25 protein-coding genes are annotated in these 26,784 nt (G+C 72.1%); 9 read left to right on the forward strand and 16 right to left on the reverse strand.

Annotated features, from left to right (window positions below):
- Positions 1 to 378: 378 nt before the first annotated feature.
- On the forward strand, positions 379 to 2,115 hold the full coding sequence (locus ABTY56_RS13390; RefSeq protein ID WP_502893098.1) for a carbohydrate-binding module family 20 domain-containing protein: 1,737 nt from the start codon (positions 379 to 381) through the stop codon (positions 2,113 to 2,115).
- A 128-nt stretch (positions 2,116 to 2,243) separates the two neighbouring features.
- Here the strand turns inward: ABTY56_RS13390 and ABTY56_RS13395 are convergent, their stop codons facing one another.
- On the reverse strand, positions 2,244 to 2,987 hold the full coding sequence (locus ABTY56_RS13395) for an SDR family oxidoreductase (RefSeq protein WP_350628892.1): 744 nt from the start codon (positions 2,985 to 2,987) through the stop codon (positions 2,244 to 2,246).
- Positions 2,988 to 3,415: 428 nt separating this feature from the next.
- Here ABTY56_RS13395 and ABTY56_RS13400 point away from each other — a divergent pair, with 428 nt between their 5' ends.
- Positions 3,416 to 4,468, forward strand: a complete 1,053-nt coding sequence (locus ABTY56_RS13400) for an alpha/beta hydrolase (protein WP_350628893.1) — start codon at positions 3,416 to 3,418, stop codon at positions 4,466 to 4,468.
- A 59-nt stretch (positions 4,469 to 4,527) separates the two neighbouring features.
- Here the strand turns inward: ABTY56_RS13400 and ABTY56_RS13405 are convergent, their stop codons facing one another.
- Positions 4,528 to 5,547, reverse strand: a complete 1,020-nt coding sequence (locus ABTY56_RS13405) for a hypothetical protein (protein WP_350628894.1) — start codon at positions 5,545 to 5,547, stop codon at positions 4,528 to 4,530.
- 124 nt (positions 5,548 to 5,671) lie between these two features.
- On the reverse strand, positions 5,672 to 6,193 hold the full coding sequence (locus tag ABTY56_RS13410) for a SigE family RNA polymerase sigma factor (RefSeq protein WP_350628895.1): 522 nt from the start codon (positions 6,191 to 6,193) through the stop codon (positions 5,672 to 5,674).
- Positions 6,194 to 6,415: 222 nt separating this feature from the next.
- On the opposite strand from ABTY56_RS13410, the gene ABTY56_RS13415 reads away from it, so the two are divergent.
- The 3 genes from ABTY56_RS13415 to ABTY56_RS13425 all read left to right on the forward strand — a co-directional run bounded on the left by ABTY56_RS13415 (position 6,416) and on the right by ABTY56_RS13425 (position 8,931).
- Positions 6,416 to 7,207, forward strand: a complete 792-nt coding sequence (locus ABTY56_RS13415; protein WP_350628896.1) for a hemerythrin domain-containing protein — start codon at positions 6,416 to 6,418, stop codon at positions 7,205 to 7,207.
- 226 nt (positions 7,208 to 7,433) lie between these two features.
- Positions 7,434 to 7,835, forward strand: a complete 402-nt coding sequence (locus tag ABTY56_RS13420; RefSeq protein WP_350628897.1) for a hypothetical protein — start codon at positions 7,434 to 7,436, stop codon at positions 7,833 to 7,835.
- A 133-nt stretch (positions 7,836 to 7,968) separates the two neighbouring features.
- The gene (locus tag ABTY56_RS13425) at positions 7,969 to 8,931 is read left to right on the forward strand and encodes a DUF1152 domain-containing protein (protein ID WP_350628898.1); all 963 of its coding nucleotides are present in this window, start codon (positions 7,969 to 7,971) and stop codon (positions 8,929 to 8,931) included.
- Between the two features lie 30 nt (positions 8,932 to 8,961).
- Here ABTY56_RS13425 and ABTY56_RS13430 read toward each other — a convergent pair whose 3' ends face one another.
- Positions 8,962 to 9,507, reverse strand: a complete 546-nt coding sequence (locus ABTY56_RS13430) for an FHA domain-containing protein (RefSeq protein ID WP_350628899.1) — start codon at positions 9,505 to 9,507, stop codon at positions 8,962 to 8,964.
- Between the two features lie 136 nt (positions 9,508 to 9,643).
- On the reverse strand, positions 9,644 to 10,204 hold the full coding sequence (locus tag ABTY56_RS13435) for a DUF1697 domain-containing protein (protein WP_350628900.1): 561 nt from the start codon (positions 10,202 to 10,204) through the stop codon (positions 9,644 to 9,646).
- Between the two features lie 166 nt (positions 10,205 to 10,370).
- Between ABTY56_RS13435 and ABTY56_RS13440 the strand changes: the two genes are divergently transcribed.
- Positions 10,371 to 10,841, forward strand: a complete 471-nt coding sequence (locus ABTY56_RS13440; protein WP_350628901.1) for a pyridoxamine 5'-phosphate oxidase family protein — start codon at positions 10,371 to 10,373, stop codon at positions 10,839 to 10,841.
- Between the two features lie 24 nt (positions 10,842 to 10,865).
- Here the strand turns inward: ABTY56_RS13440 and ABTY56_RS13445 are convergent, their stop codons facing one another.
- Positions 10,866 to 11,222 carry an arsenate reductase family protein gene (locus tag ABTY56_RS13445; RefSeq protein ID WP_350628902.1) on the reverse strand — a complete coding sequence of 119 codons (357 nt, stop codon included), beginning with the start codon at positions 11,220 to 11,222 and terminating at the stop codon, positions 10,866 to 10,868.
- Between the two features lie 150 nt (positions 11,223 to 11,372).
- Between ABTY56_RS13445 and ABTY56_RS13450 the strand changes: the two genes are divergently transcribed.
- The gene (locus tag ABTY56_RS13450) at positions 11,373 to 12,287 is read left to right on the forward strand and encodes a cytochrome P450 (protein WP_350628903.1); all 915 of its coding nucleotides are present in this window, start codon (positions 11,373 to 11,375) and stop codon (positions 12,285 to 12,287) included.
- Positions 12,288 to 12,520: 233 nt separating this feature from the next.
- Positions 12,521 to 13,618 carry a PP2C family protein-serine/threonine phosphatase gene (locus ABTY56_RS13455; protein WP_350628904.1) on the forward strand — a complete coding sequence of 366 codons (1,098 nt, stop codon included), beginning with the start codon at positions 12,521 to 12,523 and terminating at the stop codon, positions 13,616 to 13,618.
- A 310-nt stretch (positions 13,619 to 13,928) separates the two neighbouring features.
- On the opposite strand, the gene ABTY56_RS13460 is transcribed toward ABTY56_RS13455, so the two are convergent.
- The 3 genes from ABTY56_RS13460 to glnA form a co-directional block, all read right to left on the reverse strand.
- Complete coding sequence (locus ABTY56_RS13460; RefSeq protein ID WP_350628905.1) at positions 13,929 to 15,311, reverse strand: DUF11 domain-containing protein; 1,383 nt, start codon at positions 15,309 to 15,311, stop codon at positions 13,929 to 13,931.
- A gap of 543 nt (positions 15,312 to 15,854) precedes the next feature.
- Positions 15,855 to 16,205: a hypothetical protein gene (locus ABTY56_RS13465; protein ID WP_350628906.1), complete on the reverse strand. Its 351-nt coding sequence runs from the start codon at positions 16,203 to 16,205 to the stop codon at positions 15,855 to 15,857.
- 431 nt (positions 16,206 to 16,636) lie between these two features.
- Positions 16,637 to 18,049: a type I glutamate--ammonia ligase gene (glnA, locus tag ABTY56_RS13470; RefSeq protein WP_350628907.1), complete on the reverse strand. Its 1,413-nt coding sequence runs from the start codon at positions 18,047 to 18,049 to the stop codon at positions 16,637 to 16,639.
- 287 nt (positions 18,050 to 18,336) lie between these two features.
- Here glnA and ABTY56_RS13475 point away from each other — a divergent pair, with 287 nt between their 5' ends.
- Positions 18,337 to 18,804 carry an RDD family protein gene (locus ABTY56_RS13475; RefSeq protein WP_350628908.1) on the forward strand — a complete coding sequence of 156 codons (468 nt, stop codon included), beginning with the start codon at positions 18,337 to 18,339 and terminating at the stop codon, positions 18,802 to 18,804.
- 170 nt (positions 18,805 to 18,974) lie between these two features.
- Here ABTY56_RS13475 and ABTY56_RS13480 read toward each other — a convergent pair whose 3' ends face one another.
- From ABTY56_RS13480 to ABTY56_RS13510, 7 genes are all read right to left on the reverse strand, one after another.
- A complete protein-coding gene (locus tag ABTY56_RS13480; protein ID WP_396547717.1) occupies positions 18,975 to 19,673 on the reverse strand; it encodes a DUF4191 domain-containing protein in 699 nt (232 codons plus the stop codon).
- Positions 19,674 to 19,832: 159 nt separating this feature from the next.
- Positions 19,833 to 20,021: a hypothetical protein gene (locus ABTY56_RS13485; RefSeq protein ID WP_350628909.1), complete on the reverse strand. Its 189-nt coding sequence runs from the start codon at positions 20,019 to 20,021 to the stop codon at positions 19,833 to 19,835.
- Positions 20,022 to 20,187: 166 nt separating this feature from the next.
- Positions 20,188 to 21,141 carry a lipoyl synthase gene (gene lipA / locus ABTY56_RS13490; protein WP_329928437.1) on the reverse strand — a complete coding sequence of 318 codons (954 nt, stop codon included), beginning with the start codon at positions 21,139 to 21,141 and terminating at the stop codon, positions 20,188 to 20,190.
- A gap of 198 nt (positions 21,142 to 21,339) precedes the next feature.
- Positions 21,340 to 22,110 carry a lipoyl(octanoyl) transferase LipB gene (lipB, locus tag ABTY56_RS13495; protein ID WP_502893107.1) on the reverse strand — a complete coding sequence of 257 codons (771 nt, stop codon included), beginning with the start codon at positions 22,108 to 22,110 and terminating at the stop codon, positions 21,340 to 21,342.
- A 253-nt stretch (positions 22,111 to 22,363) separates the two neighbouring features.
- The gene (locus ABTY56_RS13500; RefSeq protein ID WP_350628911.1) at positions 22,364 to 24,274 is read right to left on the reverse strand and encodes a helix-turn-helix domain-containing protein; all 1,911 of its coding nucleotides are present in this window, start codon (positions 24,272 to 24,274) and stop codon (positions 22,364 to 22,366) included.
- 66 nt (positions 24,275 to 24,340) lie between these two features.
- A complete protein-coding gene (locus ABTY56_RS13505; RefSeq protein WP_350628912.1) occupies positions 24,341 to 25,720 on the reverse strand; it encodes an MFS transporter in 1,380 nt (459 codons plus the stop codon).
- A gap of 244 nt (positions 25,721 to 25,964) precedes the next feature.
- Positions 25,965 to 26,726 carry a 3-hydroxybutyrate dehydrogenase gene (locus ABTY56_RS13510; RefSeq protein WP_350628913.1) on the reverse strand — a complete coding sequence of 254 codons (762 nt, stop codon included), beginning with the start codon at positions 26,724 to 26,726 and terminating at the stop codon, positions 25,965 to 25,967.
- Positions 26,727 to 26,784: the final 58 nt, after the last annotated feature.

A 26,784-nucleotide genomic window follows, 5' to 3' on the forward strand; every position in this document is an offset into this window, starting at 1 on the left:
CCTACGCGGGCCAGACGGTCACCGTGAAGTTCAACGGCGTCGAGGACTCCTCGCTGCAGACGAGCTTCGTGATCGACGACACCTCCGTCCAGACCGGCTGAACCCGGACCGGCTCCTGAGGGGTCGGTGAACCAGGACAGGTGAGGGGCCCGGCGGCTACGGCTGCCGGGCCCTTGTCGTCTGCCGGCGCCGGTCGGGGCCGGTCGGGGCCGGTCGTGACGGGTTCGGCTCCGGCGATGCAGAAACGTATCTTCCAGGGGCCTTGACGGTGTCTCCCGGTGACCCTAGGTTCAGCGCTGCAAGTTTCCGGCAAGTTACAGAAACTTCCTGCAGGCTTCACCTCCGGCTGCCCCACCCCAGCCACCCCCAGGAGACGACGTGGTCACCACCGCCCCCACCCGCAGACCCGCCCGCACGGCCGGCGCGCTCGCCGCCTCGGCGGCGCTCGCGCTCTCGCTGGGCACCGCGCTCGGCGCGCCCGCCGCCCAGGCCTCCCCGCCCGCGAACAACGGCAAGGACGTCACCGCCACCCTCTTCGAGTGGCGCTTCGACTCGGTCGCCCAGGCCTGCACCTCGACCCTCGGCCCGAAGGGCTACGGCTTCGTCGAGGTCTCCCCGCCGCAGGAGCACATCCAGGGCCCGCAGTGGTGGACCTCCTACCAGCCGGTCGGCTACCGGATCGCCGGCCGGCTCGGCGACCGCACCTCCTTCAAGAACATGGTCGACACCTGCCACGCGGCCGGGGTCAAGGTGATCGCCGACGCGGTGGTCAACCACATGTCGGCCGGCTCCGGCACCGGCACCGGCGGCACCGCGTACAGCAAGTACAACTACCCCGGCACCTACCAGGACCAGGACTTCCACTCCTGCCGCCAGGCGATCAGCAACTACCAGGACCGCTCGAACGTGCAGAACTGCGAGCTGGTCGACCTCGCCGACCTGGACACCGGCAGCCCGTACGTCCAGACCACCATCGCGCACTACCTGGACGACCTCGGCTCGCTCGGCGTCGACGGCTACCGGATCGACGCCGCCAAGCACATCGCCGCCGCCGACCTCGCCGCGATCAAGGCCAGGACGGCCAACCCCAAGGCCTACTGGGTGCAGGAGGTCATCTACGGCGCCGGCGAGCCGATCCAGCCCACCGAGTACACCGGCAACGGCGACGTGGACGAGTTCCGGGTCGGCACCGACCTCAAGCGGATGTTCACCGCCGACAAGCTCGCCAACCTCAGCGGCTGGGGCGCCTCCTGGGGCTACCTGCCGAGCGACCAGGCGCGCAGCTTCATCGACAACTGGGACACCGAGCGCAACGGCTCGACCCTCAACTACACCTACGGCAACACCTACACGCTGGCCAACGTCTTCCTGCTGGCCTCCACGTACGGCTCGCCGAACATCTACTCCGGCTACTCCTTCACCAACAAGGACGACGGCCCGCCGAACGGCGGCACCGTCAACGCCTGCTACCAGGACGGCTGGAACTGCACCCACGCCTGGCGCCAGGTCGCCAACATGGTCGGCTTCCGCAACGCCGTGGCGGGCACCGGGGTGACCGACTGGTGGTCCGACGGCAACAACGCGATCGCCTTCGGCCGCGGCAACAAGGGCTACGTCGCGATCAACCACGAGAGCGGCGCGATCACCCGGGCCTTCCAGACCGGGCTGCCGGCCGGCACCTACTGCGACGTCCAGCACGGCGACCCGCAGCCGGGCGGCGGCTGCACCGGCCCGACCTACCAGGTCGGCGCCAACGGGCAGTTCACCGCGACGGTCGGCGCGGGCGACGCGGTCGCGCTGTACGTCCAGCCGGGCGCGACCGTCTCCGGCGCCTCGTTCAACGTCAACGCGACCACCGCGTACGGGCAGAACGTCTACGTGGTCGGCGACGTCGCGGCGCTCGGCGGCTGGGACCCGGCGAAGGCGCTGCCGCTCTCGGCCGCCGGCTACCCGCTCTGGTCGCTCGCGCTCTCGCTGCCGGCCGGCACCTCCTTCCAGTACAAGTACGTCCGCAAGGACGCGAACGGTGCGGTGACCTGGGAGTCCGGCGCCAACCGGACGGCGACCGTGCCCGCGGGCGGGACCGTCACGCTGAACGACACCTGGCGGCCGTAGGCCCGCCCCGCCTCCTCGGGAACCCCGTCAGCGCCGCCTGACGGGGTTCCCGCCGTGTGGGGGCCGGGGCCGTGTGGGGCCGGGACCCGGGGTCGGGACCGGGGCGGCTCCGGGTTCGGGCTCCGGTTTCAGCCGCGCCCGATGTACGGCATCGCGGTCGCCATCACGGTGGCGAACTGCACATTGGCCTCCAGCGGCAGAGCGGCCATGTGCCGTACGGTCCGTGCGACGTCGGCCACGTCCATGGTCGGCTCGGGGGCGATCCGGCCGTCCGCCTGCCGCACACCCGCGCTCATCGCCGCCGTCATGTCGGTCGCCGCGTTGCCGATGTCGATCTGTCCGCAGGCGATCCGGTGGGGGCGGCCGTCCAGGGACAGCGACTTGGTCAGGCCGGTGACCGCGTGCTTGGTCGCGGTGTAGGCGATCGAGTGCGGGCGCGGGACGTGCGCCGAGATCGAGCCGTTGTTGATGATCCGGCCGCCCTGCGGGTCCTGGGCCTTCATCTGCCGGAACGCCGCCCGGGCGCAGAGGAAGGCGCCGGTCAGGTTCAGGTCGACGACCGCCCGCCAGGCCTCGACCTCGAGCTCCTCCACCGGGACGGCCGGGCCGAAGCTGCCGGCGTTGTTGAAGAGCAGGTCCACCCGGCCGTGGCGCTCGGCGGCCGCGGCGAACAGCGCGTCCACGGCGGCCGGGTCGGTGACGTCGGTCGGCACCACGTCGGCCGGGGCGCCGCAGAGCCGGGCGGTCTCCTGCAGCGGTTCGGCCCGTCGGCCGGCCAGCACCGGCAGCCAGCCGGCCGCGGCCAGCTCGACCGCCACGGCCCGGCCGACGCCGCTCCCGGCTCCGGTGACGACGGCGATCTGCTGGGGCATGGCGCCCTCCTCGGTGGTTGTGGTTGTGGTTGTGGTGGCGGTGGCAGGGCCGGGGGCGGTCCCGGTCGGCCCCCGGAGAGATCGTTCCGCCTGCCCCGGGCGGCTGTCACTGGTCGAAAGCACCCAAAAACCGGCGCCGGGTGTGACCTGCGATCGGTGAATCCCGTCGTCCGGCCCCCGCCGTCCGACGGGGGTGCCGAAGGCCTTTACCTGATCGCGAACAAACATTGGATTTCCGGTGGCCGACGCGCAACCGGCCCGCCACGGGCCACGTCATAAGATCGCAGGAAGGCGGGCCCCCGCGAGGGACGGCACGCCATCACCCGGGGGCCGTACCAGCGTGGTGTCCTCGGGTCTGTCCGGCCCCACCGGGGGGCCGCCGCCCGGTCAGACGGACCGGGCGCGACATCGGTCGGAGAGTCCTCACCGTGCTTAGGCAGTCGTCCCGTTCCCGTGCCGTCCTGTCCGGCGCCGCCGTGCTCGCCCTGGCCGCCTCGCTCGCGGCCTGCGGGAGTTCCGGCGGTGGGAAGGGCGACAGTGCCAAGTCGGACGGCACCCCGGCCGCGACCGGCAGCACCACGGGCACCCCGACCGGCGGCGGCACCGGCTCGGGCACCCCGACGCCCGGGGCCGGCAGCGGCAAGGTGCTGATGCCGACCGGCCCGAACGCCAACCTCGCCAAGGCCCGGGACACCGCCGCCGGGCCGATCTTCATGACCACCGTGACCGGCGCGAAGTCCGGTGTCGCCGGCAAGGTCTGGGTCTGGCTGCCGCCCGAGTACAACGACCCCAAGTTCGCCAAGACCGGCTTCCCGGTGCTCACCCTCTTCGCGGGCGGCCAGAGCAACGGCTACAACACCTGGACCGACAACCAGCTGCCGATCCAGGAGGAGAACGAGCGGCTGGTCAAGGCGGGCAAGTCCCACCCGTTCATCATGATCATGCCGGTGCAGAACTTCAACGGCGACGAGAAGAACGCGCTGGACTGCTCCGACATCCCGGGCCAGCCCAAGATGGGCACCTGGATGGCCCAGGACATCCCGGACTTCGTCCGTGCCAACTTCCGCACCGTGCAGGGTCGCGACGGCTGGGGCGTGATGGGCGCCTCCACCGGCGGCTTCTGCAGCGCCAAGCTCGCCCTGCAGTACCCGGACGTCTACAAGGCCGCGGTGCCGATCGACGGCTACTTCGTCCCGGACTCGCTCCTGTGGAAGGGCCACGACACCGAGCGCGCGGCCAACAACCCCGATGTGCTGGTCGCCGAGGGCAAGGCCGACGTGAAGATGCTGGTCACCGCGGGCGGGGCCAACCCGTACGAGACCAAGGTGGTCAAGTCCTGGGTGGCCAAGGCCGCCCCGCCGGTGGGCATCACGTACTACGAGCAGCCCGGGGGCAAGCACCTCACCTCGGACTTCAAGAAGATGATCCCGGACACCCTGGAGTGGCTGACCAAGAACCTGTCGGGGCCGGCGGCCGACTGACGCCGGTCCGTCGCCCACCACGGCGGCCGGTCCCCGTGGCCCCCGGCGACCGTGGGCGGTCAGGGGACCGCGGACGACCGGGAGGTCGTGGACGGCCGGACGGCCGCGGACGGCGACGGGTTCGTGGACGGCCCGGAGGGTTTGGACGGCACGGGGGGCTTGGAACCGAGGGCAGGGTCCGCCCAGCCGTCCCGGACCGCTTCCAGGAACCCCGGTTGCTCGGCCAGTTGCATCAGTCCCAGCAGCGGCACGGTCACGTCGTCGGGCTGCGCCCGCGCCTCGGCCCGGGCGAACAGCAGGATGTACACCAGGCCGTTCGGGGTCACGACCCGGATCTCGGCCTCCTGTCCGCGCGGGACGACCGTCAGCGGGTGCAGCATCCAGACCACCGAGCCGTCCGCCAGCTTCGTGCCGACGCAGTCCCGGCCGTCCGGGCTCATCGGACCCCAGGCGGTGGTGCGGGACTCGCACGGCGAGGTGGTGCCGCCGCGCGGTTCGGAGGGCCCGTCCAGGCTCCGGCTCATCGTGACCGTGCCGCCGTCCTTCCTGGTCAGCACGAAGGCGTCCGCCGTGGTGCCCCTGGCGACCCCGCCGATGTCCTGGGGCGGGTGGTCGCGCACCAGGGCGAGCAGGCGTGCGCTGCCGACCGCGGACGCGCCCGGTGGGGCCGTCCCGCCCGCGGTCGTGACCTCCGAGGGCGCGCCCGGTGCGGCCGCGGTGTCCCCGGCGGCGCCCGGTGCGGTCGTGTCGCGCGTCCCGGTGGCCGCCGGGGGCGGCGCGTCGGGCCGGCTCGGCGTCGCGGACGGCAGGACGGGCCCGCTCGCCGCCGGGGCCAGCCCCCGGCCGACCCCCGCCACCGGGGCCCTCCCGTGCACCGCCCAGCCCGCCGTGGCCAGCAGGCCCACCGCGAGCGCGGTGGCGACCGTCGCCAGCAGGTGGCGCCGGCGGCGCATCCGCGTGCCCGAGCGGCGGACCTCCGGCAGCAGGCCCGGGGGAACCGCCGGCTCCGGCTGGTCCAGGACCTCTCGGAACAGCGCGCCCATGTCGTCGGCGTCGAACGCCGGATCGTCCCGGTTCAAAACCGCTCTCCTCTCGTCTCTCGCTCGTCCCGGGCGGCCCGTTCCGCCCGGGTGACCGGTTCCGGCGGCCCGGCTCGCGCGTTCGGCCGGGTCCGCCCCGCCCGGCCCGCGGGCCGGGCCGCGCTCAGCTCGCCGCGATCTCCAGCAGCGAGTCGCCGAGGATCAGCCGCAGTTGGGCCAGTCCCCGGCTGGTGTTGGACTTCACGGTGCCGGTGCTCTGCCGCAGGGCCTCCGCCGTCGCCTCGACCGACTGGTCCTCCCAGAACCGAAGTACCAGCGTCGCCCGGTAGGCGGGGGAGACCTGGGCGAGCGCGGCCAGCAGGGCCAGCCGCCGCTCCGGGTCCGCCGGGGCGGCGGCCCGCGGTCCGACCGCCGGCGGTTCCGGCAGCTCCCAGGCGGGCACCTCGTGCGAGCGGCGCAGCCGTCGGAGATCGATGTAGCTGCGGACCAGCGTCGTCCGGGCGTACCCGGCCGCGGCCTCCGGGTCGCGCAGCCGGTTCCAGCGCGAGTACAGCTTCACCAGCGTGGTCTGCGCGAGGTCCTCGGCGAGGTGCCAGTCGCCGCAGAGCAGGTAGCCGGTGCGGCGCAGCGCGGCGTACCGGCTCGCCACGAACTCGTCGAACGACTGCTCCTGCTCCGGTGACATGCGGCCTCGCTGTTCCCCTGGACTCCCCGGCACGCGGTGCGCGCACCCTCTCCCGGGTACACGGGTCGGGCGCCGCGGTGCGTTGCGTCCGCCCCCGTAAACGCGCTGACCTGCGCGTCAATCGGACATTGATTCGCTTCTGATCGACTGCGGGCACCTTGGCTGGGGTGGTCCTCACCGGCCGCCACCACCCGTCCTGCCCCAAGCCGTGAAGAGAGTGCCATGCCGATCCACCTGCTGCCCCAGCCCGCCCCCGCCGTGCCCGCGCAGGGTCAGCCCGGCGCCGATCCCCGGGGCGCGGACGCGCGCGGGCGGACCGCGGACGACGACCCGGCCACCGTGCGGTTCGCCGGCCTGCGCCTGGTGCACGCCGCGCTGCGCCGGGACCTCGCCCGGCTGCCCAACGCACTGCGACTGCTCCAGCCCGACGAGGAGCACAAGGGCGAGGCGCTGCTGCGGCACTGGAACTTCATGACGGCGATGCTGACCTGCCACCACGAGCAGCAGGACACCCGGCTCTGGCCGATCGTGCGCCGCTTCGCGCCGGAGCTGCGGCTGCTGCTCAACTGGCTCGAGGCCGACCACCACAACCTGGACCACTCGTTCACCCGGGTCACCACCCTGGTCCGGATCGCCAGCCGGGACACCGGCAGCGCCTGGCCGGTGGCGTACGCGATGGAGGACCTGGCGGCCCGGCTGGAGACCCATCTGCGGATCGAGGAGCGCCAGTTGCTGCCCCGGATGGAGCGGGTGGTCGCCGACGGTTCCCGGCTCGGCGGGCTGGGCGAACTGCTGGACCTGCTGCGTGCGGCGGACGGTCCGGGCACGGCGGACGCGCTGGCCTGGCTGCTGGAGGGAGTGGAGCCGGCCGCGGTGGAGCGGCTGCTGGCCGAGTGCGACGACGACGTGGCCCGCAACTGGCCGCACTGGCAGGCCACCTACCAGCGCTGCACCGCGCCGCTGTGGGGGCCGGGTGACGGGCCGGAGAGCGGCCTGGGGATCATTGCCGACTGACCACTGGGCCTTTTCGCGGGCCGTCGATCTACGCGCGTGGCATGAGCCGGTGGCATATGCTGACGAAGCGTCGGGAAGTCGGTCCGATGATCAACTCCCTTGACCCCTAGGGGATTCGACCCACCGCCGTCGGGGTTCGGCCGCCCGGCCGATCCGGGCTGCACCAGGGCGGGCCTCCCGCCGACGGCTGATGGCGGGCTGTGTCCGGCCCGCTACCGTCGAGGACATGACCACAGCGAGCAGCACCGTCAAGGCCCACCGCACCAGCCTCCGGACCCGCTTCCGGCTCGGTTCGGCGATCCTCGCCGCGGGCGCCGTCCTGACCCTCGGCGCCGGACTGACCGCCTGTGAGGGCGGCGTGGCGCTCTGCCTGGACGACCACAAGTGCACCGTCGGCATCAAGACCGACGGTGCGGACGCCTCCAAGACCGTGAAGGTCTTCGGCGGCGACAACCCGATGAAGATGACGGTCGGCCACATCACCGACAGCTCGGCCGAGGTGACGATCGGCGACAGCAAGAAGACCGTCGACAAGGACTCCGAGACCACCGTCGGCACCGTCCGGGTCACCATCCGCAAGGCGGACAAGGGTGACCACACCGCCGAGGTCCACATCGAGCGCGACTGACGCCTCCCCGGCGCCCCCCCGCCCGCACCCGACGCCGGCCACCCGGCTCCCTGTCGCCACCGAGACTGCCGAGGCTGCCGGTACCGCCGAAGCCACCGAGGCCACCGAAGTCACCCGGTGCTACCGTCCGCCGGTGACCTCTCTGCTGCAACCCCCGCTGCTCACCCGGCTACTGGCCGCCGAACGGATCCTGATCGCCGGCGCCGGCGGCGGGTTCGACGTGTACGCCGGGCTGCCGATCGCCCTCGCCCTGCGCGCCGCGGGCAAGGAGGTGCACCTGGCCAACCTCTCCTTCACCCATCTCTACGGACTGCCCCTCGACGTCTGGGCGGAGCCCGACGTGGCCCGGATCCGGCCGGACACCCCGGCCCCCGCGGGCTACTTCCCGGAGCGCACGCTGGCCCGCTGGCTGAACCTCCACGGCATGCCCGACACCGTGTGGGCCTTCCCGTCGGTGGGCGTGCAGCCGCTGCGTGACGGCTACCGCGCGCTCGTCGCCCTGCTGGGCATCGACGCCGTCCTGCTGGTGGACGGTGGCACCGACATCCTGATGCGCGGCGACGACGTCGGACTCGGCACCCCCGAGGAGGACATGGCCAGCCTGGCGGCGGTCGCCGGGCTCCGGGAGGTGCCCGAGCGGCTGGTCGCCTGCCTGGGCTTCGGCATCGACGCCCACCACGGCGTCAACCACACGCTGGTGCTGGAGAACCTCGCCGCGCTGGACCGGGCCGGAGGCTACCTCGGCGCCTTCTCCATCCCGCGCGACAGCCGGGAGGCGGTGCTCTACCTGGACGCCGTCGAGCACGCCCGGGCGGCCTTCCCCGAGCACCCCAGCATCGTCAACGGCTCGGTGGCGGCGGCCCTGCGCGGCGAGTTCGGCGACGTCCGGTTCACCGAGCGGACCAAGGGCAGCGAGCTGTTCGTCAATCCGCTGATGGCGATGTACTTCGGCGTCACGGTCGAGGCGCTGGCCGCGGAGAACCGCTACCTGGACCGGCTGGAGCGCACCGTGGTGATGCGTCAGATAGCCACGATCATCGCGGAGTTCCAGGACGAGCTGCCGCGGCAGCGGCCGCCCCGGCAGTTCCCGCACTGAGCGGCTCGCCGGCCGCTCCGGGCGGGTGTCTCAGAGCGCGGCGAGCCGGAACTCCAGGTTCCCGAACCGCACCTGGTCGCCCGGCTGGACCCGGACACCACCCGCGATCCGGCGCCCGTTGACGTGCGTGCCGTTGGTCGAGCCCAGGTCGTACAGCACCCAGCCGCCGCCCTCGTGCCGGAGTTCGGCGTGGTGCCGGGAGACCGAGGCGTCGTGCAGCCGCAGCCCCGAGCCGGGGATCCGGCCGATGGTCAGCAGCCCGGCGCCGGCCTGCGGCAGGCTCAGTCCGGGCAGCCGCTCGGTGCGCCAGGCCCGGTTGATCCGCCCGCCGAAGCCGGAGACCCGGCCGACCGTGCGCAGCACGAGGCGTTCGACCGGCCCGCCGGTCGGCAGTCCGTCCACCGCCGCGTCCAACTCGCTGCGGCTGGTGGCCTGCAGGACGATGTCCATCCGGCCGAGGAAGGTGTCGTGCGAGAGCCGCCCGCTGCCCGCGCCGTCCTTCAGTGCCCCGAGCGCCAGCTCCCGTTCGGCGTCGGAGGGCCGGATCCGGCCGGTGGGGAGGTCAGGAGGCGTCATGGCCAAATTGTCGGCTCGGCCGGCTCGGGCTGTCCAGATCACGCCCTGCACGGGCACGTGGTTCGTACGTCACGGCAGTCCAGACGCCTCGCCAGGCCACGCGGTTCCGCGCCGTCCCCGCAGGCCGTACGGGCCGTCAGCCCTTGCGGGCGGCCCCCAGGATCTTCTCGGTGGTGTGCAGGAACCGGGAGGTGACCGAACCCCGGTACCCCTTGCCGAACATGTCCTTGGTGACCCACTTGCCGTTCTGCAGGTGGATCACGACGTAGGCGGCCCCCGGATCGGCCCCGAGCACCTCGAAGTCGCCCTTCGGCGAGCGGTGCGGACGGGCGAGTTCGGCGGGCAGCGGCTCGGAGAGGAAGGCGACCACCAGCCGGACGTCCGGTGTCGCCTCGACGCCCCGGAACGGCTCGGCGGCGAGCAGTTCGGCGACCTCCTCCACCGTCCGCAGCATCACCGGCACCGGGTAGCCGAGCGAACGCTCCAGGTGCTCCTCGATCCGCCCGGTCAGCGCGGCGCGGTCGGACCGGCCGGCGGACCCTTCGGTGGTGAAGAAGACGTTGCCGCTCTGGATGTACGAGCGGACGTTCTCCAGGCCCAGCTCGGCGAAGAGCGTCCGCAGCCGCTCCATCGTCACCGTCCGGCCGCCGACGTTGATGGCCCGCAGGAACGCGATGTACGTGGTCGTGGTGGTCACCCCGCCAGTGTGGCACCGGCCTGTGACAGTGGCCCGTGACCCCGGCCTGTGACCCCGGCCCGTGACAGGGCTCGTGACCCCGGCTCGTGGCGGTGTCCGGAGGCGCCCCCACCGGGCCGGTGCCGCGCGGACGGCGGTTGTCAGTGCCGGGTGCCAGACTGGCGGCATGGCTACCTGGCAGGATTTCGAGGAGCAGGCCCCGGATCTGGCGCCCCTGGTGAGGGCCCGCTTCGAGGCCAACAAGCACCACGTCATGGCGACGCTGCGCAAGGACGGTTCGCCCCGGGTCAGCGGGACGGAGGTCGCCTTCGTCGGCGACGACCTGTGGATCGGGTCGATGTACGGGGCGGTCAAGGCGCGCGACCTCCAGCGCGACGCCCGCTTCGCGCTGCACGCGCACCCGGGGGACGAGACCATGGCCGGCGGGGACTCCAAGGTCTCCGGCCGGGCGGTCGAGATCACCGACGAGACGGAACTCGCCGCGTTCGCAGCCGATCTGCCCGAGGCGCCGCCCACTCCGTTCCACGCCTTCCGGCTGGAGCTGGACCAGGTGGTGCACACCGCCCTCGAAGGCGAGCACCTGCTGGTCCACAACTGGCACCCCGGCCGGCCGGTGGACACGATCCAGCTCCACTGACCGGCCGGCGTCCGACGGGCCGCCTCAGGGCAGGACGGACTTGAGGGCCTCGGGGGTGCGGACCACCACGGCGTGCCCGTCGTCCGCGGTGATGATCGGGCGCTGGATCAGGATCGGGTGCTCGGCCATCGCCGCGATCCAGCGGGCCCGGTCGCCCGCCTCCCGGGGCCAGTCCTTCATGCCCAGGTCCTTCGCGGCCTGCTCGTCGGTGCGGGTGATGTCCCACGGCTCCAGGCCCAGGCGCTCCAGCACCTGCTCCAGTTCGGCCGCGGTCGGCGGCTCGTCCAGGTAGCGCCGCACCGTGTACTCGACGCCGGCCTCGTCCAGCTCGCCGAGCGCCGTCCGGCACTTGCTGCAGCGCGGGTTGATCCAGATCTCCATGTCGGCCAGCCTACCGAGCCGCCCCGCCCGGCCCGGGGACCGGCCGCGGCACGCACCGCTCGGGAACCGGACCGTCCCGGGCGGGAACTCCCGCGCGCCCACCCGTGGTTCACGGACCAGGACGGGTGATTTCGGAGTCCCTCGGTCCGCTTGCTGATCGCCTCGGTGTTCACCGCCCGCCGGGTCGCCGCGCTGCGCCCGGCGGTGGAGGCCGCGGTGACCCGGCTGCTCGACGGGATGGCCGAGCAGGGCGCCGACGGATCGCCGGTGGACTTCATGGACGCCTTCGCCTTCCGGCTGCCGGTCGGGGTGATCTGCGAGCTGCTCGGCGTCCCCGAGCGGGACCGCTACCGCTTCCGGGCCCTCGCCTCCGACCTCACCGCCGTCCTGGAGATCAGCGGGGACCTCGGCGAACTGACCGAGGCGGACCGGGCCGCGGACGAGCTGTCCGGGTACTTCACCGAGCTGGCCGCCGAGCGGCTGGCCCGCCCGCAGGACGACCTGGTCAGCGACCTGGCCCGGATCGCCGCCGAGGACAGCGTGCGGCTCTCCGCCGAGGAGCTGCCGGCCAACCTGGTCCTGCTGCTGGTGGCGGGCTTCGAGACCACCACCAACCTGCTCGGCAACGGCCTGTCCCTGCTGTTCCGCCACCCCGGTGCGGCCGCCGGGCTGCGCAACGGCGCGGTCACCCCGGCCGGCTTCGCCGACGAGGTGCTGCGCTTCGACTCCCCGGTGCAGGTCACCGAACGGGTCGCGCTGGAGGAGGGCCTGAGCGTCGACGGGCTGCCCACCCCGCTCGGCGGCACGGTGACGCTGCTGATCGGCGCGGCCAACCGGGACCCGGCCCGCTACGAGCGCCCGGAGGTGTTCGACCCGACCCGCACCGACAGCCGGCCGCTCAGCTTCGGCGGCGGTCAGCACTTCTGCCTGGGCTCCCGGCTGGCCCGGCTGGAGGCGGAGGTCGCGGTGCCGGCCCTGCTCGACCGCTTCCCCCGGCTACCCCGGGCGGCGTCGCCACCCGGCGGGACCGCCTGGTCCTGCGGGGCTATGAGACGCTGCCGGTGACCGTGCGCTGATCGGTCGGCGAGTGCCCGGCCCCCGCCCTCCGCTGCCGTCCCGTCCCTTCCCGTCCCTTCCCGTCTCCTCCCGTCTCCTTCCGTCCTCCGCTTCCGTTCGGCTCGGGAGGACGGGACGTTCGGCCGTTCGTGGCTCGGCCGTTCGTGGGAGAGCATGGAGGGACGAAACCGCATATTCCGGACCAGTCGTCCGGGAGCGGCCGTCGGCCTGGAGGTCCCGCCGTGCCCACAGCACCCCGCCCGTCGCGCCGTGCCGCGCTGGAGCCCCGGGTGCCGCGATGGGTCCCGTGGCTCCCGCTCGTCCTGCTGGCGCTGGACCTGACCGCCGAGGCCGTCGTCCCGGACGCCGTCGCCGCCGGCTTCCTGCTGACCGCGCTGCCCGTGGTGGCCGCGTTCAGCTACGGCCCGGTGCTGACCGCCACCGCCACCGTCGGATCCCTGGCGCTCCAGCTGGTCCTGGCCCTGCGCGCGGGCCACATCAACGAGCAGCACCACGTCTGGGTCTACATCGCCACCCTGCTCTCCGGAGTGATGGGCACCGCCCTGTCGTGGCAGCGCACCCGGCAGAACCGCAACCTGCTGCAGGCCCGGACGGTCGCCGAGACCCTGCAGCGCACCGTGCTGCGGCCGGTGCCCGAACGGGCCGGCGGGCTGCGGGTGGCCGGCCTCTACCGCCCGGCCCAGGCCGACGTGCTCGTCGGCGGCGACCTGTACGAGGTGTGCGACACCCGCTTCGGCGTGCGGGTGCTGCTCGGCGACGTCCGCGGCAAGGGCCTCGGCGCGGTCCGGACGGTCGCCGACGTCCTGGGCGCGTTCCGGGCGGCGGCGTACGACACCCCGGGGCTGGTCGAGCTGGCCGACCAGCTGGACCGCGCCGTCCTGCGCGACGCCGCCGACCGCGGTGACGACGAGCTGTTCGCCACGGCCGTCCTGCTGCAGTACCGGCCGGGCTCCGACTGCGTGGAGATCGTCAACCGCGGCCACACCACCCCGCTGCTGCTGACCGGCGGCACCATCTGCCCGGTGCCCTGCGCGGACGAACTCCCGCTGGGCCTCGGCCACCTCGGGCCCGCCGAGGAGCGGGGCAAGCCGACCGCCGTCGCCCTGCCGGCGGGCCACACCGTGCTGCTCTACACCGACGGCGTCAGCGAGGCCCGGGACGCCGACGGCGCCTTCTACCCGCTGGCCCCGCGCCTCGCCGCCCTCGGCACCACCGCGCCCGACCGGCTGGTCTCCTTCCTGGCCGAGGACGTCCACCGGTACGCCGGCCTGCTCGCCGACGACCTCGCCGTCCTCGCCCTCACCCCGGACGACCCGTAGCCCCGGCACCCACGCGCAGATCCGGGGAGGAGCCGACGTTCAGCTCCTCCCCGGATGCCGTCCGGCCTGCGCGTCCGCGCAGGTCAGAGGGGCCCTACAGGTCGTAGTGCAGCTCGAACATGCCTCTGACCTGCGCTTATGTAGCCTCCGGGAGGGGCGCTGCACAACCGGTGCACACGGGCCCCGCTCGGGTGAGGCGGCCAGTGGCAGGCAGCTGTAGCCCTCGCTTGAGTCAAGCCATCGTTGGCGCCCCACCGTCATCGGCTGGGCCGATGACGCTGGGGCGGCCGAGGAGGTGCCGATGCTCCCGCTAAGTCACCGTGACCGTCGCCGTCGCCGAGTTGTTGGCGGTGTTCGGGTCCGGGAGCTCCGACTGGACGCTCGCCGCGTCCGTGTACGAGCCGGTGTTCGCGTAGCTGAATTCGGCCGTCACCGTCGTGGACGCACCTGAGGCCAACGCACCCACGTCGCACGTGTACTGCCGCGGGACCGAGTTCCATGAGCACCCGGTCGGTGTGCCGGGGCCGAAGTCCACGAACGTCGCGCCCACCGGCAGGGTGTCCGTGACCACCGGGTGCGCGACCGGATCCGGGCCGTTGTTCTTGACCGTGAACGAGTACGTCACCGTTCCGTTCACCGGCACCGTGGACGGGCTCGCCGACTCGGTCAGCGCCACGTCCCCGGAGAGTGCGCGGACCGTGACCGTCGCCGTCGCCGAGTTGTTGGCGGTGTTCGGGTCCGGGAGCTCCGACTGGACGCTCGCCGCGTCCGTGTACGAGCCGGTGTTCGCGTAGCTGAATTCGGCCGTCACCGTCGTGGACGCACCCGAGGCCAACGCACCCACGTCGCACGTGTACTGCCGCGGGACCGAGTTCCATGAGCACCCGGTCGGTGTGCCGGGGCCGAAGTCCACGAACGTCGCGCCCACCGGCAGGGTGTCCGTCACCACCGGGTGCGCCACCGGATCCGGGCCGTTGTTCTTGACCGTGAACGAGTACGTCACCGTTCCGTTCACCGGCACCGTGGACGGGCTCGCCGACTCCGTCAGCGCCACATCCCCGGACGGCGGGCAGGTCACGGTGATCGAGGAGGTCCCGGAGCTCACCGGGCGTGGTGCGGTGGCGGCGCGCGCCGAGGCTGAGTTCGAGACCGTGCCGCACGTGGCTCTCGTGGTAGGTGAGGTGATGTGCACCCGCACCTGAGAACCGCCGGCCAGCCGGAGGAAGCCGCAGCTGAGCCTGCCGGTCGAGATCCTGCAGCCGAGCACCGGCGGACTCATCGTCCAGCTGGTGCCGGCGGTGGTCGGCAGCTGGTCGGTAAGGGCGATCGAGTACATGGCGGTGCGAGCGGTGTTGGTCAACGTCAGCGTGTAGCCGATCTGGCCAGGTGCCGCTACGGACGCCGCGTCAGGAGTCTTGGTCAGCTGAAGCGGTGAGGTCTGCGCGAACGCAGGGAGGGCTGACCCGAAGATCGCAAGGATGGCCGCCGAAGCGGCCACCACGATCCGCAGCGCGGGTCTCGACTGCCATGGACGTGGACTCGCCCCGCCGCCGGGGCGATGCCGGATTCCCCACATCAGAACCTCCATCGATGACAGGCCGGGGAAGGCCGAGCACGATACGAAGCCGGCGGGTGCCGCTCCGTCCCCGCACAAACTAGATGTCGGCTCTCCAGCGAAGATCGCGCCAGGCACGCCACCCCGAGTGATCTCATCCGTTCGGCAGCATGCCGCGATCACGCTGCTGCTTCGGTGCAGCCCCCGGCCGTGACGGACGGGGGACTCTTCCCCCCGACGATGAAGGATCTGACACCCGACAGGGCAGCGAACTGCGACTGGCGGCCCCGCCCAGTTCCAGGGCAGGGCTATCCATGCGACTGGCGACATGGGGTGATGCCCTGAGTAGAGGGGATGACGTAATCGGGGTCTGTCACCCTCTGTAAGGAGAGAGACAGACCCCGATGCCGAGCCGAGGAGGTGTCATCGCGTGTCAGAGTGTGGTGACCTGGACGACGAACACCCGCTCGAGCCGCGGGGCGATGAAGTAGTGGAACATCCCGCCAGGAACGTCCACCGCCTCCATGCTCGGCCCGGCTCACTCGAACGTCGTTCCGTCCAGGTGGAGAGCTTCGGCCATTCTCACCAGTTCATCGGCTCGCTTCGCCACCTCGGCCAGGAATTCGGCGGGAGCGCCGGCGGCCACGTAGTCGGCATCTGGGTGCTACTCCCAGGACCAGCTCATCCTCGGACTGCCTGCGTCGCGGCGCGGAGGATCTCGCTCGAGACCGTCAGGTGGTCGCGGGCTTCCTCCGGAGTGTCCGCTTGTTGTGCCAGGTACAGACTCCGGTGGTACTTCCGCGCCGTCTCAGGGAAGCGCTCGATCTCGACCATCGCGGACCGGTGCATCAGGAAGGCGTGGACAGGGGTGAGGCTGTCCAACTCGGCGGCTCGGTTGAAGGCTTTCTCCAGGTCTGCCTGAATCCTCGGCAGGAGGTTCGGTGCCACGACCGCCAAGGCGGCCTTCAGGGCCGTCGGCGTCTTCGTAGGCCTCGGGATGAGTTCCTCGGCATGGTGCGCTGCTGTGCTCAACGTGTCCTCCACCGGGTGCCTCGGCCACGGTACGGCAGCCGACCCCGTTCGGTGGCCAGAACCAGCCGCGCCAGCGCTTCCGGCGGCGCTCACGATGGAGCTTGGCAGGTGGCGGTCTCCGAAGATCTCAGCGTTCCCGGGCCCTTGGTGATCCGGCCAGGGCCTGCTGGTCCAGTCGTCCCCGTCCGGGCCACCATCTGAGGAAGTAACTATCCGCAATCGAGGGTTCGACGTAAACCCAGCGCGATTCCTGGCAGCGATGTTGCATGAGGTCGACAGGCGAGTTCGATCTGGCTGCACATCCGGTGCCCACCACGGAGAAGCCAGGTATCGGCTGCATCCCGTCGGCCGGCGTTTCCGCAGGTCAGCGAGGTGCTGACCTGCGGAAACGATGAGAGACCGACCTGCATTTTCCGCAGGTCAGAGGTGTCCTACAGGTCGTAGTACAGCTCGAACTCGTGCGGGTGCGGCCGCAGTGCGATCGGGGCGATCTCGTTGGTGCGCTTGAAGTCGATCCAGGTCTCGATCAGGTCCGGGGTGAAGACGTTGCCCGCGAGCAGGTACTCGTGGTCGGCCTCCAGGGCCTCCAGGACGGCCGGGAGGGAGGAGGGCACCTGCGGGACGTTGGCGTGCTCCTCGGGGGCCAGCTCGTAGAGGTCCTTGTCGACCGGCTCCAGCGGCTCGATCTTGTTGCGGATGCCGTCGAGGCCGGCCATCAGCATGGCGGAGAAGGCCAGGTACGGGTTGGAGGACGGGTCCGGTGCGCGGAACTCGATGCGCTTGGCCTTGGCGTTGGAGCCGGTGATCGGGATGCGGATCGCGGCCGAGCGGTTGCGCTGGGAGTAGACCAGGTTGACCGGGGCCTCGAAGCCCGGCACCAGGCGGTGGTAGGAGTTCACCGAGGGGTTGGTGAACGCCAGCAGCGAGGGGGCGTGCCGGAGCAGGCCGCCGATGTAGTAGCGGGCGGTGTCGGAGAGCCCGGCGTAGCCCTGCTCGTCGTAGAAGAGCGGCGTCCCGTCGCTCCACAGCGACTGGTGGACGTGCATGCCCGAGCCGTTGTCGCCGAAGATCGGCTTCGGCATGAAGGTGGCGGTCTTGCCGTTCCGCCAGGCGACGTTCTTGATGATGTACTTGAACAGCATCAGGTCGTCGGCGGCGTGCAGCAGGGTGTTGAACTTGTAGTTGATCTCCGCCTGGCCGGCCGTGCCGACCTCGTGGTGCTGGCGCTCGACCTCGAGTCCGGCCTTGGCCAGTTCCAGCGACATCTCGGCGCGCAGGTCGGCGAAGTGGTCGACCGGCGGGACGGGGAAGTAGCCGCCCTTGTACTTGACCTTGTAGCCGCGCGCGTCGCCCTCGGCGGCGCCGCTGTTCCAGGCGCCGGCCTCCGAGTCGATGTGGTAGAAGGACGCGTTGGCGCTGGTCTCGAAGCGGACCGAGTCGAACACGTAGAACTCGGCCTCGGGCCCGAAGAACGCGGTGTCGGCGATGCCGGAGGAGGCGAGGTAGGCCTCCGCCTTCTTGGCGACGTTGCGCGGGTCGCGGCTGTAGGCCTCGCCGGTGACCGGGTCCTGGATGAAGAAGTTGATGTTGAGGTGCTTCTCGGCCCGGAAGGGGTCGAGCCGGGCTGTGGCGAGGTCCGGGACCAGGGCCATGTCGGACTCGTGGATGGCCTGGAAGCCGCGGATCGACGAGCCGTCGAACATCAGGATCTCGGACGGATCGAAGGTCGCCGCAGGTACGGAGAAGTGCTGCAAGACGCCCGGCAGGTCGCAGAATCGGACATCGACGAACTTCACATCGTTGTCCTGGATGAACTGCTTCACTTCGGCGGCGTTGTTGAACATCCATCCTCCTCGGCGTGCGAATTGGGCTCACCCTAGGAATGGGTCGTTTCCAGTCGGTGACCCGCTCGTTTCCTCGATGTTAACCACACCCCCCGGACGGGTGGCAAAGACGTACGGGACGGGGCAAATCACCCCGCCGACCTGGGCGCCTCTCCGCAAGTGGTCTGGACCACTGGGAAGTCCGTCCGGAAACGCCCTGCGAGTCGGATTCACCCGGTCGGGGGCAGCTCCCCGCCCGGAGGGGTGCCGGTGACGGTGCGCGCCGTCAGCCCGGTTAGTGTGGATTCGTGGACACCAGAGAAGCGTTGGGATCGTGGATCGACGGCCCCAAGGCGGTCGCCGAGAAGATGGGCGCCGACTTCGGCTACCGCGGCGAACGCCTCGGGCTGCCCGAGGAGGGCTCCGGCTCGCTCGCCGGCCCCGGTCGCCGGATCGGCGCCCTGCTCGTGGACGGCTGGCTGGTCGCCCTGATCTCGTACGGCCTGATCGCCCGCGGCGACGTGACCGAGGCCAACCTGTGGACCAGCCCGCTGTACTTCGTCGTCGTGGCCCTGCTGCTGTCCACCACCGGTACGACGGTCGGCAAGCGACTGTTCGGTCTCCGGGTGGTCCGCCTGGACGGCGGCCGCGCGACCATCCCGCAGGTCCTGCTGCGCACCCTGCTGCTCTGCCTGGTGGTGCCCCCGCTGGTCTGGGACCGCGACACCCGGGGCCTGCACGACAAGGCGGTCGGCACGGTCGAGGTCCGGATCTAGCTCGATCCGGCTCCGCTCCGAAGTCACGACGCGGCGAAGTCGCGAAGTCGCGAAGGAGACCGAGTCGCGACGCCCGAAGCCTCGAACGTCGAAACGTCGAAACGTCGAAACGGCCCCGCCGCGGAGTTCCGCGGCGGGGCCGTTCTCGTGTCGTCAGGGGCGGGGAGGGGTCAGCGGGCCTGGCCGCCCTTGGGCATCCGGGCACCCTTGGGCATCGGGCCCTTGGGGATCGGCGCCTTGGAGAGCAGGTCGCCCAGCGCGCGCAGGCGGTCGTTGGTCTCGGTGACCTGGGCGGCGGTGATCGCGCGGGGCAGGCGCATGAGGTGGACCTGCAGCTTCTTCAGCGGGATCTCACCCTCGCCGTTGCCCACCACGATGTCGTGCACCGGCACGTCGCCGACCACACGGGCCATCTTCTTCTTCTCGGAGGCCAGCAGCTGGCGCACCCGGTTCGGGTTGCCCTCACCGATCAGCGCGATGCCGGCCCGGCCCACGGCGCGGTAGACCGCGTCCTGGTTACGGGTGACCGCGACCGGGGTGGTGCTGGAGCTCCAGCCGCGCCGGATGTTGTTCAGCACCGCAGCGACGGCGCCCGGCTGCCCCTCCATCTGTCCGAACGCGGCGCGCTCGGCCCGGCGCCCGAAGACGATCGCCATGGCCAGCACGGCCACGATGAAGCCCAGGATGCCCAGGTAGACGGGGTGGTCGATTGCGAAGCCGATGGCGAGGAACACGCCGAAGGTCAGCAGGCCGACGCCGGCGATGATCAGGCCGATCTTGGTGTCGACCTTCTTGGTCATGGTGTACGCCAGGCGGATCTGCTTCAGTCGCCCGGGGTTCTCGGATGTTTCCCTCGCCATAACGCTCATGGTACGTGGCACTGGTGCGGGATATCCAAGCCCGGGTACCCGTTCGCCCGAACCGTGACCCGAGTGCCCTTACACCGTCGCGCACAGCGACGCCCGGGGCCCCGTCGACGCGGGACGTCACGGCCGGCGGCCGCACCGTCGTGGGAGGCGCCGCCGGGCTCACCGCCGGACGGCTCGGGCCCCCGTCGTTTCCACCGTGACGGCGTCGTGGCGGCGGTCCGCCGCGTACCGGCGGTTCTCGCACACCGCCGCCCACGCGTTGCGTCGCGCGTGCCGCTGGCCGGGCGCCAGCAGGACGCTCTCGGCGAACCGCAGCGCCGCCCCCACCGACCGGATCCGCATCTCCATGTCGAACAGCTCCTCTCGTGGCTGAGAAGAATCGAACGCTCACTGGGCGTCCATCGTCCCCACCCCGTGTTACCAGCCCGTGACCAGGCAGTCAAAGCGTGGTGAAACCCGGAGGGGCGGAGCCGCAGCTCCGCCCCTCCAATGGCTCAAACCCGCCGGGGATCCGTCAGACCGCGGCCTGTTCGCGCCGCTCCAGCGCCTGGCGGTACAGCCGGCCGGCCCGGTACGACGACCGGACCAGCGGACCCGACATGACGCCGGCGAAGCCCAGCTCCTCGGCCTCCTGCTGGAGCTCGACGAACTCGTGCGGCTTCACCCAGCGCTCCACCGGGTGGTGGCGCAGCGAGGGGCGCAGGTACTGGGTGATGGTGATGAGCTCGCAGCCGGCGCCGACCAGGTCGGCGAGCGCCTGGCTGACCTCCTCGCGGGTCTCGCCCATGCCCAGGATCAGGTTGGACTTGGTCACCAGTCCGGCCGCGCGGGCCTGGGTGATGACGTCCAGCGAGCGCTCGTAGCGGAACGCCGGGCGGATCCGCTTGAAGATCCGCGGCACCGTCTCGACGTTGTGCGCGAGCACCTCGGGGCGGGAGGAGAAGACCTCGGCCAGCTGCTCGGGCACCGCGTTGAAGTCGGGGATGAGCAGCTCGACGCCGGTGCGGCCGGCCTCGCGGTCGGCGGTCATCGCGTGCACCTGGCGCACGGTCTCGGCGTACAGCCAGGCGCCGCCGTCCTCCAGGTCGTCGCGGGCGACGCCGGTGATGGTGGCGTAGTTGAGGTCCATGGTGACGATGGACTCGGCGACCCGGCGCGGCTCGTCGCGGTCGAACTCGGCGGGCTTGCCGGTGTCGATCTGGCAGAAGTCGCAGCGGCGGGTGCACTGGTCACCGCCGATGAGGAAGGTCGCCTCGCGGTCCTCCCAGCACTCGAAGATGTTGGGGCAGCCGGCCTCCTGGCAGACCGTGTGCAGCCCCTCCTTCTTCACCAGCGACTGCAGGGCGTTGTACTCCGGGCCCATCTTCGCGCGGGTCTTGATCCACTCGGGCTTCCGCTCGATGGGGGTCTCGCTGTTGCGGACCTCCAGGCGGAGAAGCTTCCTGCCGTCGGGCGCGACAGCGGACACGTGCGACTCCTAGAACTAGACGGGGTACCCCCAGGGTACGCCTGTGGTTGTACGGCCTTCGCCGGGCCTGGCGCCCTGCAATCGCAGGGCAACACGGCTACCGGTGAGTAGATTCCCAGTGCTCGACGGCTTTTCGGCCGCCGGGCGTGGGCGGAAACCGGGCGGGCCGGGTCGGCGGCCGAGCGCCGGCTCCGGGACTCAGCGGCTGAGCGCCGGCTCCGGCAGCTCGGCGAAGAGCTCCGCGAGGTGCCGCTCGACCGTCGGCGCCGCCTCGGCGACGGTGAGGTCGCGCTTCAGCTCGCCGGTGAGCGAGGCCACACCCGCGTCGCGGATGCCGCACGGCACGATCTTGTCGAACCAGGTCATGTCCGGGTCGCAGTTGAGTGCGAAGCCGTGCATCGTCACCCCGCGGGCGACCCGCACGCCGATGGCGGCGAGCTTGCGGTCGTCACCGCGCTGCCCGGCGTTGGAGGGCGCGTACTCGGGGCCGGCCAGGCGCGGGTCGATGCCCAGCGGCAGGCCCATCCGCAGGGTCAGCTTGCCGAGGTCCACCACCTGGGCCGGGTCGACCACGGCGTCCGGGAGGGACTCGCCCAGCACCCAGACCCCGCTGCGGCCCTCGACCCGGGTGGTCCCGACGCCGAAGTCGGCGGCGGCGCGGATCAGCGCCTCCTCCAGCCGGCGGACGTAGGCGATGACGTCGATCGGGTCCGGCAGCTTGACGATCGGGTAGCCGACCAGCTGGCCGGGGCCGTGCCAGGTGATCTCGCCGCCCCGGTTGACCTCGACTACCGGGGTGCCGTCGAGCGGCAGGTCGGCGGGGTTGGTGCGCTTGCCCATGGTGTACACGGACTGGTGCTCCAGGAGCAGGACGGTGTCGGGGATCTCGTCCGCGACCCGCAGGGCGTGCAGCCGCTGCTGCTCCTGCCACGCTTCCTGGTAGGGCACGGTGCGCTCACCTATGCCCATGTGAACAAAACGCACGTTCTCGCTCACCGCTGCCGCTCCTTGCCAGGCGTTCGAGACCAACCTCGCCACTGTACGCCCAGCCCGATCGGGTTCGACCAGCCGCCTTGTCCCCGCTCGCGCCCCGCCCGGCACCCCGCCCGGCGTCGGCCACGCCCCGCCCCGGCCCTGCTCCGCCGCCCGCTCGGGCCCCTGCCCAGGCCCCTGCTCCGCCGCCCGCTCGGGCCCCTGCCCAGGCCCCTGCTCAGGCCCCTGCTCAGGCCCCCGCGAGCAGCTGCAGGCGCAGTGCGAGCTGGAGCTCCAGCGACCGCTCTGGGTGGTTCCAGTCCCGCCCGAGCAGTGCCTCGACCCGGTCCAGCCGCTGGACCACCGTGTTGACGTGGACGTGCAGCTCGTCCTTGGCCCGGGTGAGGCTGCCGCCGCAGTCGAAGTAGGCGCGCAGGGTGCGGACCAGCTCGGTGCCGCGCCGGGAGTCGTACGCGAGCAGCGGGCCGAGGGTCGCGCCGACGAAGCCGTCCACGTCGTGGCCGTCGCCGAGCAGCACCCCGAGGAAGCCGAGCGTGCGGGCCGAGGCGCCCTCCCCGGCGCGGCCGAGCACCCGCAGTGCCCGTACGCAGCGCAGGCCCTCGGTGTACGCGGCGGCCAGTGCGGCCGGACCGGCGGCCGGGCGGCCCGCGCCGACGGTGACCGGGAAGCCGGCCAGCCGGGCCAGCCGTTCGGCGGCCTGCCGGGCGGTGTCCTCGGGGTCCTCGCCGGTGCCGGCCTCGACGGGCGCCAGCAGTACCACCGCCTCGCCGTGCTCGGCGCTGACGCCCCGGGAGCCGAACAGGTAGCGCCGGGCCGCGCCCGCCAGCCGTCCGCGGTCGGTGCCGGTCGGCTCGGCCGGTTCCGCCACCAGCACCAGGTGCGGCCGGGCGAGGTCCACGCCGAGCCGACGGCCGCGCGCGGTGAGTCCGGCCGGGTCGCGTTCGGGGGCGGTGAGCAGGTCGGTGAGCAGTTCGCCGCGGACCCGGTTCTCGGTCTCGGCCACCGAGCGGCGCAGCAGCAGGAGCAGCGCGGTCACCACGCTGGCCCGTTCGAAGAGGCGCCGGTCGGCGTCGTCGAGGTCGGGCCGTCCGCGCAGCACCATGGTGCCGAGCGCGTCGTGCCCGGCCAGCACCGCGCAGACCCACTGCTCGCCGTGCCGCACGGACCGCCCCTCGGCGCGGGAGGCGCCGACCGCTGCGGTCAGCTCGGCGGCGGGGGCGGACCGTCCGGCCAGCGGCTCGCCCTCGGCGTCGAGGACCGCTATCTCCCCGCCCAGCAGGGCCGCGACGGCGGCGGCGACGTCCGGCACCTCGGCGCCGCGCAGCACCAGGTCGGTGAGCCGGTCGTGCGCCTGCTCGGCGCGCTGGACGGCGGCGGAGTGGGCCCGGACCAGCTCGTTGGCGGCGTTCAGCTCGGCGAGCGCGGCCCGGGTGTCGGCCAGCGACTTGGCGGTGTCCAGGGCGATCGCGGCGTGCGCGGCGAGCGTGCAGAGCAGCGCGACCTCGTCGGGGGAGAAGGCGCGGGGCGAGCGGTCGGCGGCGAACAGCACCCCGATGACCTGACCGCCGAGCAGCAGCGGCACCCCGATGATCGCCACCAGGCCCTCGTCCAGGACGCCCGCGTCGATCGTGCCGGTGTGGTGGAAGCGTTCGTCGGTCCGGTAGTCGGGGGTCGCGTACGGGCGGGCGGTCTGCGCGACCAGCCCGCCCAGGCCGTCGCCGAGGCTGAGCCGCAGCGTCTGGAACAGGACGGAGACGGAGCCGTCGGTGACCCTCATGTAGGTGTCGCCCGCGGCCTCGTCCGGCAGGGTCAGGTACGCGGTGTCGGTGCCGAGCAGCATCCGGGCCCGGCGGACGATGGCCTGGAGCACGGTGTCCAGCTCCCGGGAGGCGGCGAGGTCCCCGGCGGTGTCGAACAGTGCGGTCAACTCTGCTTCGCGGCGCCGGTGTTGACGCAGGGTGCGGTGGACCCGCAGGGCCTGCCAGGTGGCGTCGTCGATCGCGGCGAGGGTGTCGGCCGACGCCCCGCGGCGGCGGGCGTCGGCCAACACGTCGGCGAAGTCCTCGGTGGCGGCGCCCGAGGCGAGCAGGTCGAGCAGTCGCCGCAGCGCGGGTGCGGCGCTTTCGTGAGGGTGGTTCATGGTGCGTGCCGCCAATCGGCGTCGGTTCGTCGATCCCGGGAAGTCGCGATGGTAGCGGCTCGGTCCTCAGGCCACGGCGGGCTTTCCGACCGTATCGGCGTCCGCCGACTGGGCCTCCTGGCCCGCCTGTTCGTCGATCTCGGCGAGGTCCCGTCCCCTGGTCTCCCGTCCGCAGAGCACCGCCAGTACGGTGACCGCCGCCGCGATGGCGACGTACACCGAGATCGGGGTCGAGCTGCCGTAGTCCTTCAGCAGCGCGGTGGCGATCAGCGGCGCCGGGGCGCCGGCCGCCACGGAGGCGAACTGGGCCCCGATCGAGGCGCCCGAGTAGCGCATCCGGGTGGCGAACAGCTCGGAGAAGAAGGCCGCCTGGGGCGCGTACATCGCGCTGTGGAAGACCAGGCCGACGGTCACCGCGAGCACCAGCGAACCAAACGACCGGGTGTCCACCATCCCGAAGAACACGAACGCCCAGATGCCGACCCCGACCGCGCCCACCAGGTACACCGGCTTGCGCCCGACCCGGTCGGACAGTGCGCCGAACAGCGGGATCAGTGCGAACTGGACCGCGGAGGCGATCAGTACGGCGTTCAGCGCGCTCTGCTTGCCGAAGTGCGCGTGGGTGACCGCGTAGGTCAGCACGAACGTCGTCATCACGTAGTACGAGATGTTCTCCGCCATCCGCGCCCCCATGGCCACCAGCACCTCCCGCCAGTGGTGCTTCAACACGCTGACCAGCGGCGGCTGTTCGACGGTCGCCCGGTTCCGCTGCGCCGCCAGCGCGGCCTTGAACAGCGGCGACTCGTCCACCGCGAGCCGGATCCACATCCCGACCCCGACCAGCACCGCCGACAGCAGGAATGGCACCCGCCAGCCCCACGACAGGAACGCCGCGTCGGACTGCAGCGAGGTCATCAGCGACAGCACCCCCGCCGCCAGCAGGTTCCCGGCCGGCGCCCCGCCCTGTGGCCAGGACGCCCAGAAGCCGCGCCGCCGTTGGTCCCCGTGCTCCGACACCAGCAGCACGGCCCCGCCCCACTCACCGCCGAGCGCGAACCCCTGCACCAGCCGCAGTGCCGTCAGCAGCACCGGCGCCGTGACCCCGACCGAGTCGTACGTCGGCAGCAGCCCGATCGCCGTCGTCGACCCGCCCATCAACAGCAGGCTCACCACCAGCAGCCGCTTGCGCCCCACCCGGTCCCCGAAGTGCCCGAACACCAGGGCGCCGACCGGCCGCGCCGCGAACCCGATCGCGTAGGTGAGGAACGACAGCAGCGTCCCCGTCAGCGGATCGCTGTGCGGGAAGAACACCTTCCCGAACACCAGCGCCGCAGCTGTTCCGTACAAGAAATAGTCGTACCACTCGATGGTCGTGCCGATCAGGCTGGCCGCCACCACTCTCGGGAGTGAACTGCGTGCAGCCGTACCGCTTGCAGAGCCGTTCATGTGCCACCACTTCCAGGGCCGGGGGAGACGATGTCGCCACAAGGTAGGAACCGCCGGCCCTCGGGACTATGTGGCCGACCCACATAGTCCCGAGGGTGGATATGACCGCCACCCCCATAACCCTCACCCCTCGTCCGGCCTCGATCGGTCCACTCGTGGACCTCATGACGTCGGCCCGTGCCCCGGCCGCGCCGGGGCACGGGCCGACGGGTGCACCACCTGCGGGGAGTCGGGGGGACCGACGTCAGTGCGCCGTCCAGCCGCCGTCGACGGGGAGGCTGGCGCCGGTGATGTAGGAGGCGGTGGGAGAGCAGAGCCACAGGGCGAGTTGGGCGACCTCGTCGGGTTCGATGAGGCGCTTCACGGCGGTGCGGTCGAGCATGATCCGCTCGACGACCTCGTCCTCGCGGATGCCGTGCGCGAGGGCCTGGGCGGCGATCTGCTTCTCCACCAGGGGAGTCCGGACGTAACCGGGGTTGATGCAGTTGCTGGTGACGCCGTGCGGGGCGCCCTCCAGGGCGACCGTCTTGCTCAGGCCTTCCAGGGCGTGCTTCGCGGTGACGTACGCGGACTTGAAGGCGCTGGCGCGCAGGCCGTGGACGGAGGAGATGTTGACGATCCGTCCCCACTCGCGCTCGTACATGTGCGGCAGGGTCCGGCGCAGGATGCGGAACGGGGCCTCGACCATCACCCGCTGGATGAGCGTGAAGCGGTCGGGTGGGAACTCGTGCACCGGCGCGACGTGCTGGAGCCCGGCGTTGTTGACCACGATGTCGGCGTCGTCCGGCAGGGCGTCCACGGCCTCGGGGTCGGCGAGGTCGGTGACGATCGCTTGCCCGCCGATCCGCTCGGCGAGCTCCTCGGCCGGACCGGCCGCGAGATCGACGACGTAGACCCGGGCGCCGGCCCCGGCGAAGGCCTCGGCGCAGGCCCGGCCGATGCCCGAGGCGGCCCCGGTGACCAGGGCCGTACGGCCGTCGAGCGGGCGGGCTGTAGTGGTGTCCATGGCCGAGAACGGTAGGAATCGGTTGCCCCGGCTCCCATGTGGCGGGTCACCACAGCAG

The sequence above is a fragment of the Kitasatospora sp. NPDC097691 genome (assembly GCF_040302665.1).
GTDB lineage: Bacteria > Actinomycetota > Actinomycetes > Streptomycetales > Streptomycetaceae > Kitasatospora.

What these genes read in the sequence shown, in the direction of transcription:
- glnA (WP_350628907.1), bottom strand. Translation starts at nt 18,049, where the DNA reads ATGTTCAACAACGCCGCCGAAGTGAAGCAGTTCATCCAGGACAACGAT.
- ABTY56_RS13445 (WP_350628902.1), bottom strand. Translation starts at nt 11,222, where the DNA reads ATGGAGATCTGGATCAACCCGCGCTGCAGCAAGTGCCGGACGGCGCTC.
- ABTY56_RS13395 (WP_350628892.1), bottom strand. Translation starts at nt 2,987, where the DNA reads ATGCCCCAGCAGATCGCCGTCGTCACCGGAGCCGGGAGCGGCGTCGGC.
- ABTY56_RS13410 (WP_350628895.1), bottom strand. Translation starts at nt 6,193, where the DNA reads ATGTCACCGGAGCAGGAGCAGTCGTTCGACGAGTTCGTGGCGAGCCGG.
- ABTY56_RS13415 (WP_350628896.1), top strand. Translation starts at nt 6,416, where the DNA reads ATGCCGATCCACCTGCTGCCCCAGCCCGCCCCCGCCGTGCCCGCGCAG.
- ABTY56_RS13505 (WP_350628912.1), bottom strand. Translation starts at nt 25,720, where the DNA reads ATGAACGGCTCTGCAAGCGGTACGGCTGCACGCAGTTCACTCCCGAGA.
- ABTY56_RS13500 (WP_350628911.1), bottom strand. Translation starts at nt 24,274, where the DNA reads ATGAACCACCCTCACGAAAGCGCCGCACCCGCGCTGCGGCGACTGCTC.
- lipB (WP_502893107.1), bottom strand. Translation starts at nt 22,110, where the DNA reads ATGGGCATAGGTGAGCGCACCGTGCCCTACCAGGAAGCGTGGCAGGAG.
- ABTY56_RS13510 (WP_350628913.1), bottom strand. Translation starts at nt 26,726, where the DNA reads ATGGACACCACTACAGCCCGCCCGCTCGACGGCCGTACGGCCCTGGTC.
- ABTY56_RS13430 (WP_350628899.1), bottom strand. Translation starts at nt 9,507, where the DNA reads ATGACGCCTCCTGACCTCCCCACCGGCCGGATCCGGCCCTCCGACGCC.
- ABTY56_RS13420 (WP_350628897.1), top strand. Translation starts at nt 7,434, where the DNA reads ATGACCACAGCGAGCAGCACCGTCAAGGCCCACCGCACCAGCCTCCGG.
- ABTY56_RS13480 (WP_396547717.1), bottom strand. Translation starts at nt 19,673, where the DNA reads ATGAGCGTTATGGCGAGGGAAACATCCGAGAACCCCGGGCGACTGAAG.
- ABTY56_RS13440 (WP_350628901.1), top strand. Translation starts at nt 10,371, where the DNA reads ATGGCTACCTGGCAGGATTTCGAGGAGCAGGCCCCGGATCTGGCGCCC.
- ABTY56_RS13485 (WP_350628909.1), bottom strand. Translation starts at nt 20,021, where the DNA reads ATGGAGATGCGGATCCGGTCGGTGGGGGCGGCGCTGCGGTTCGCCGAG.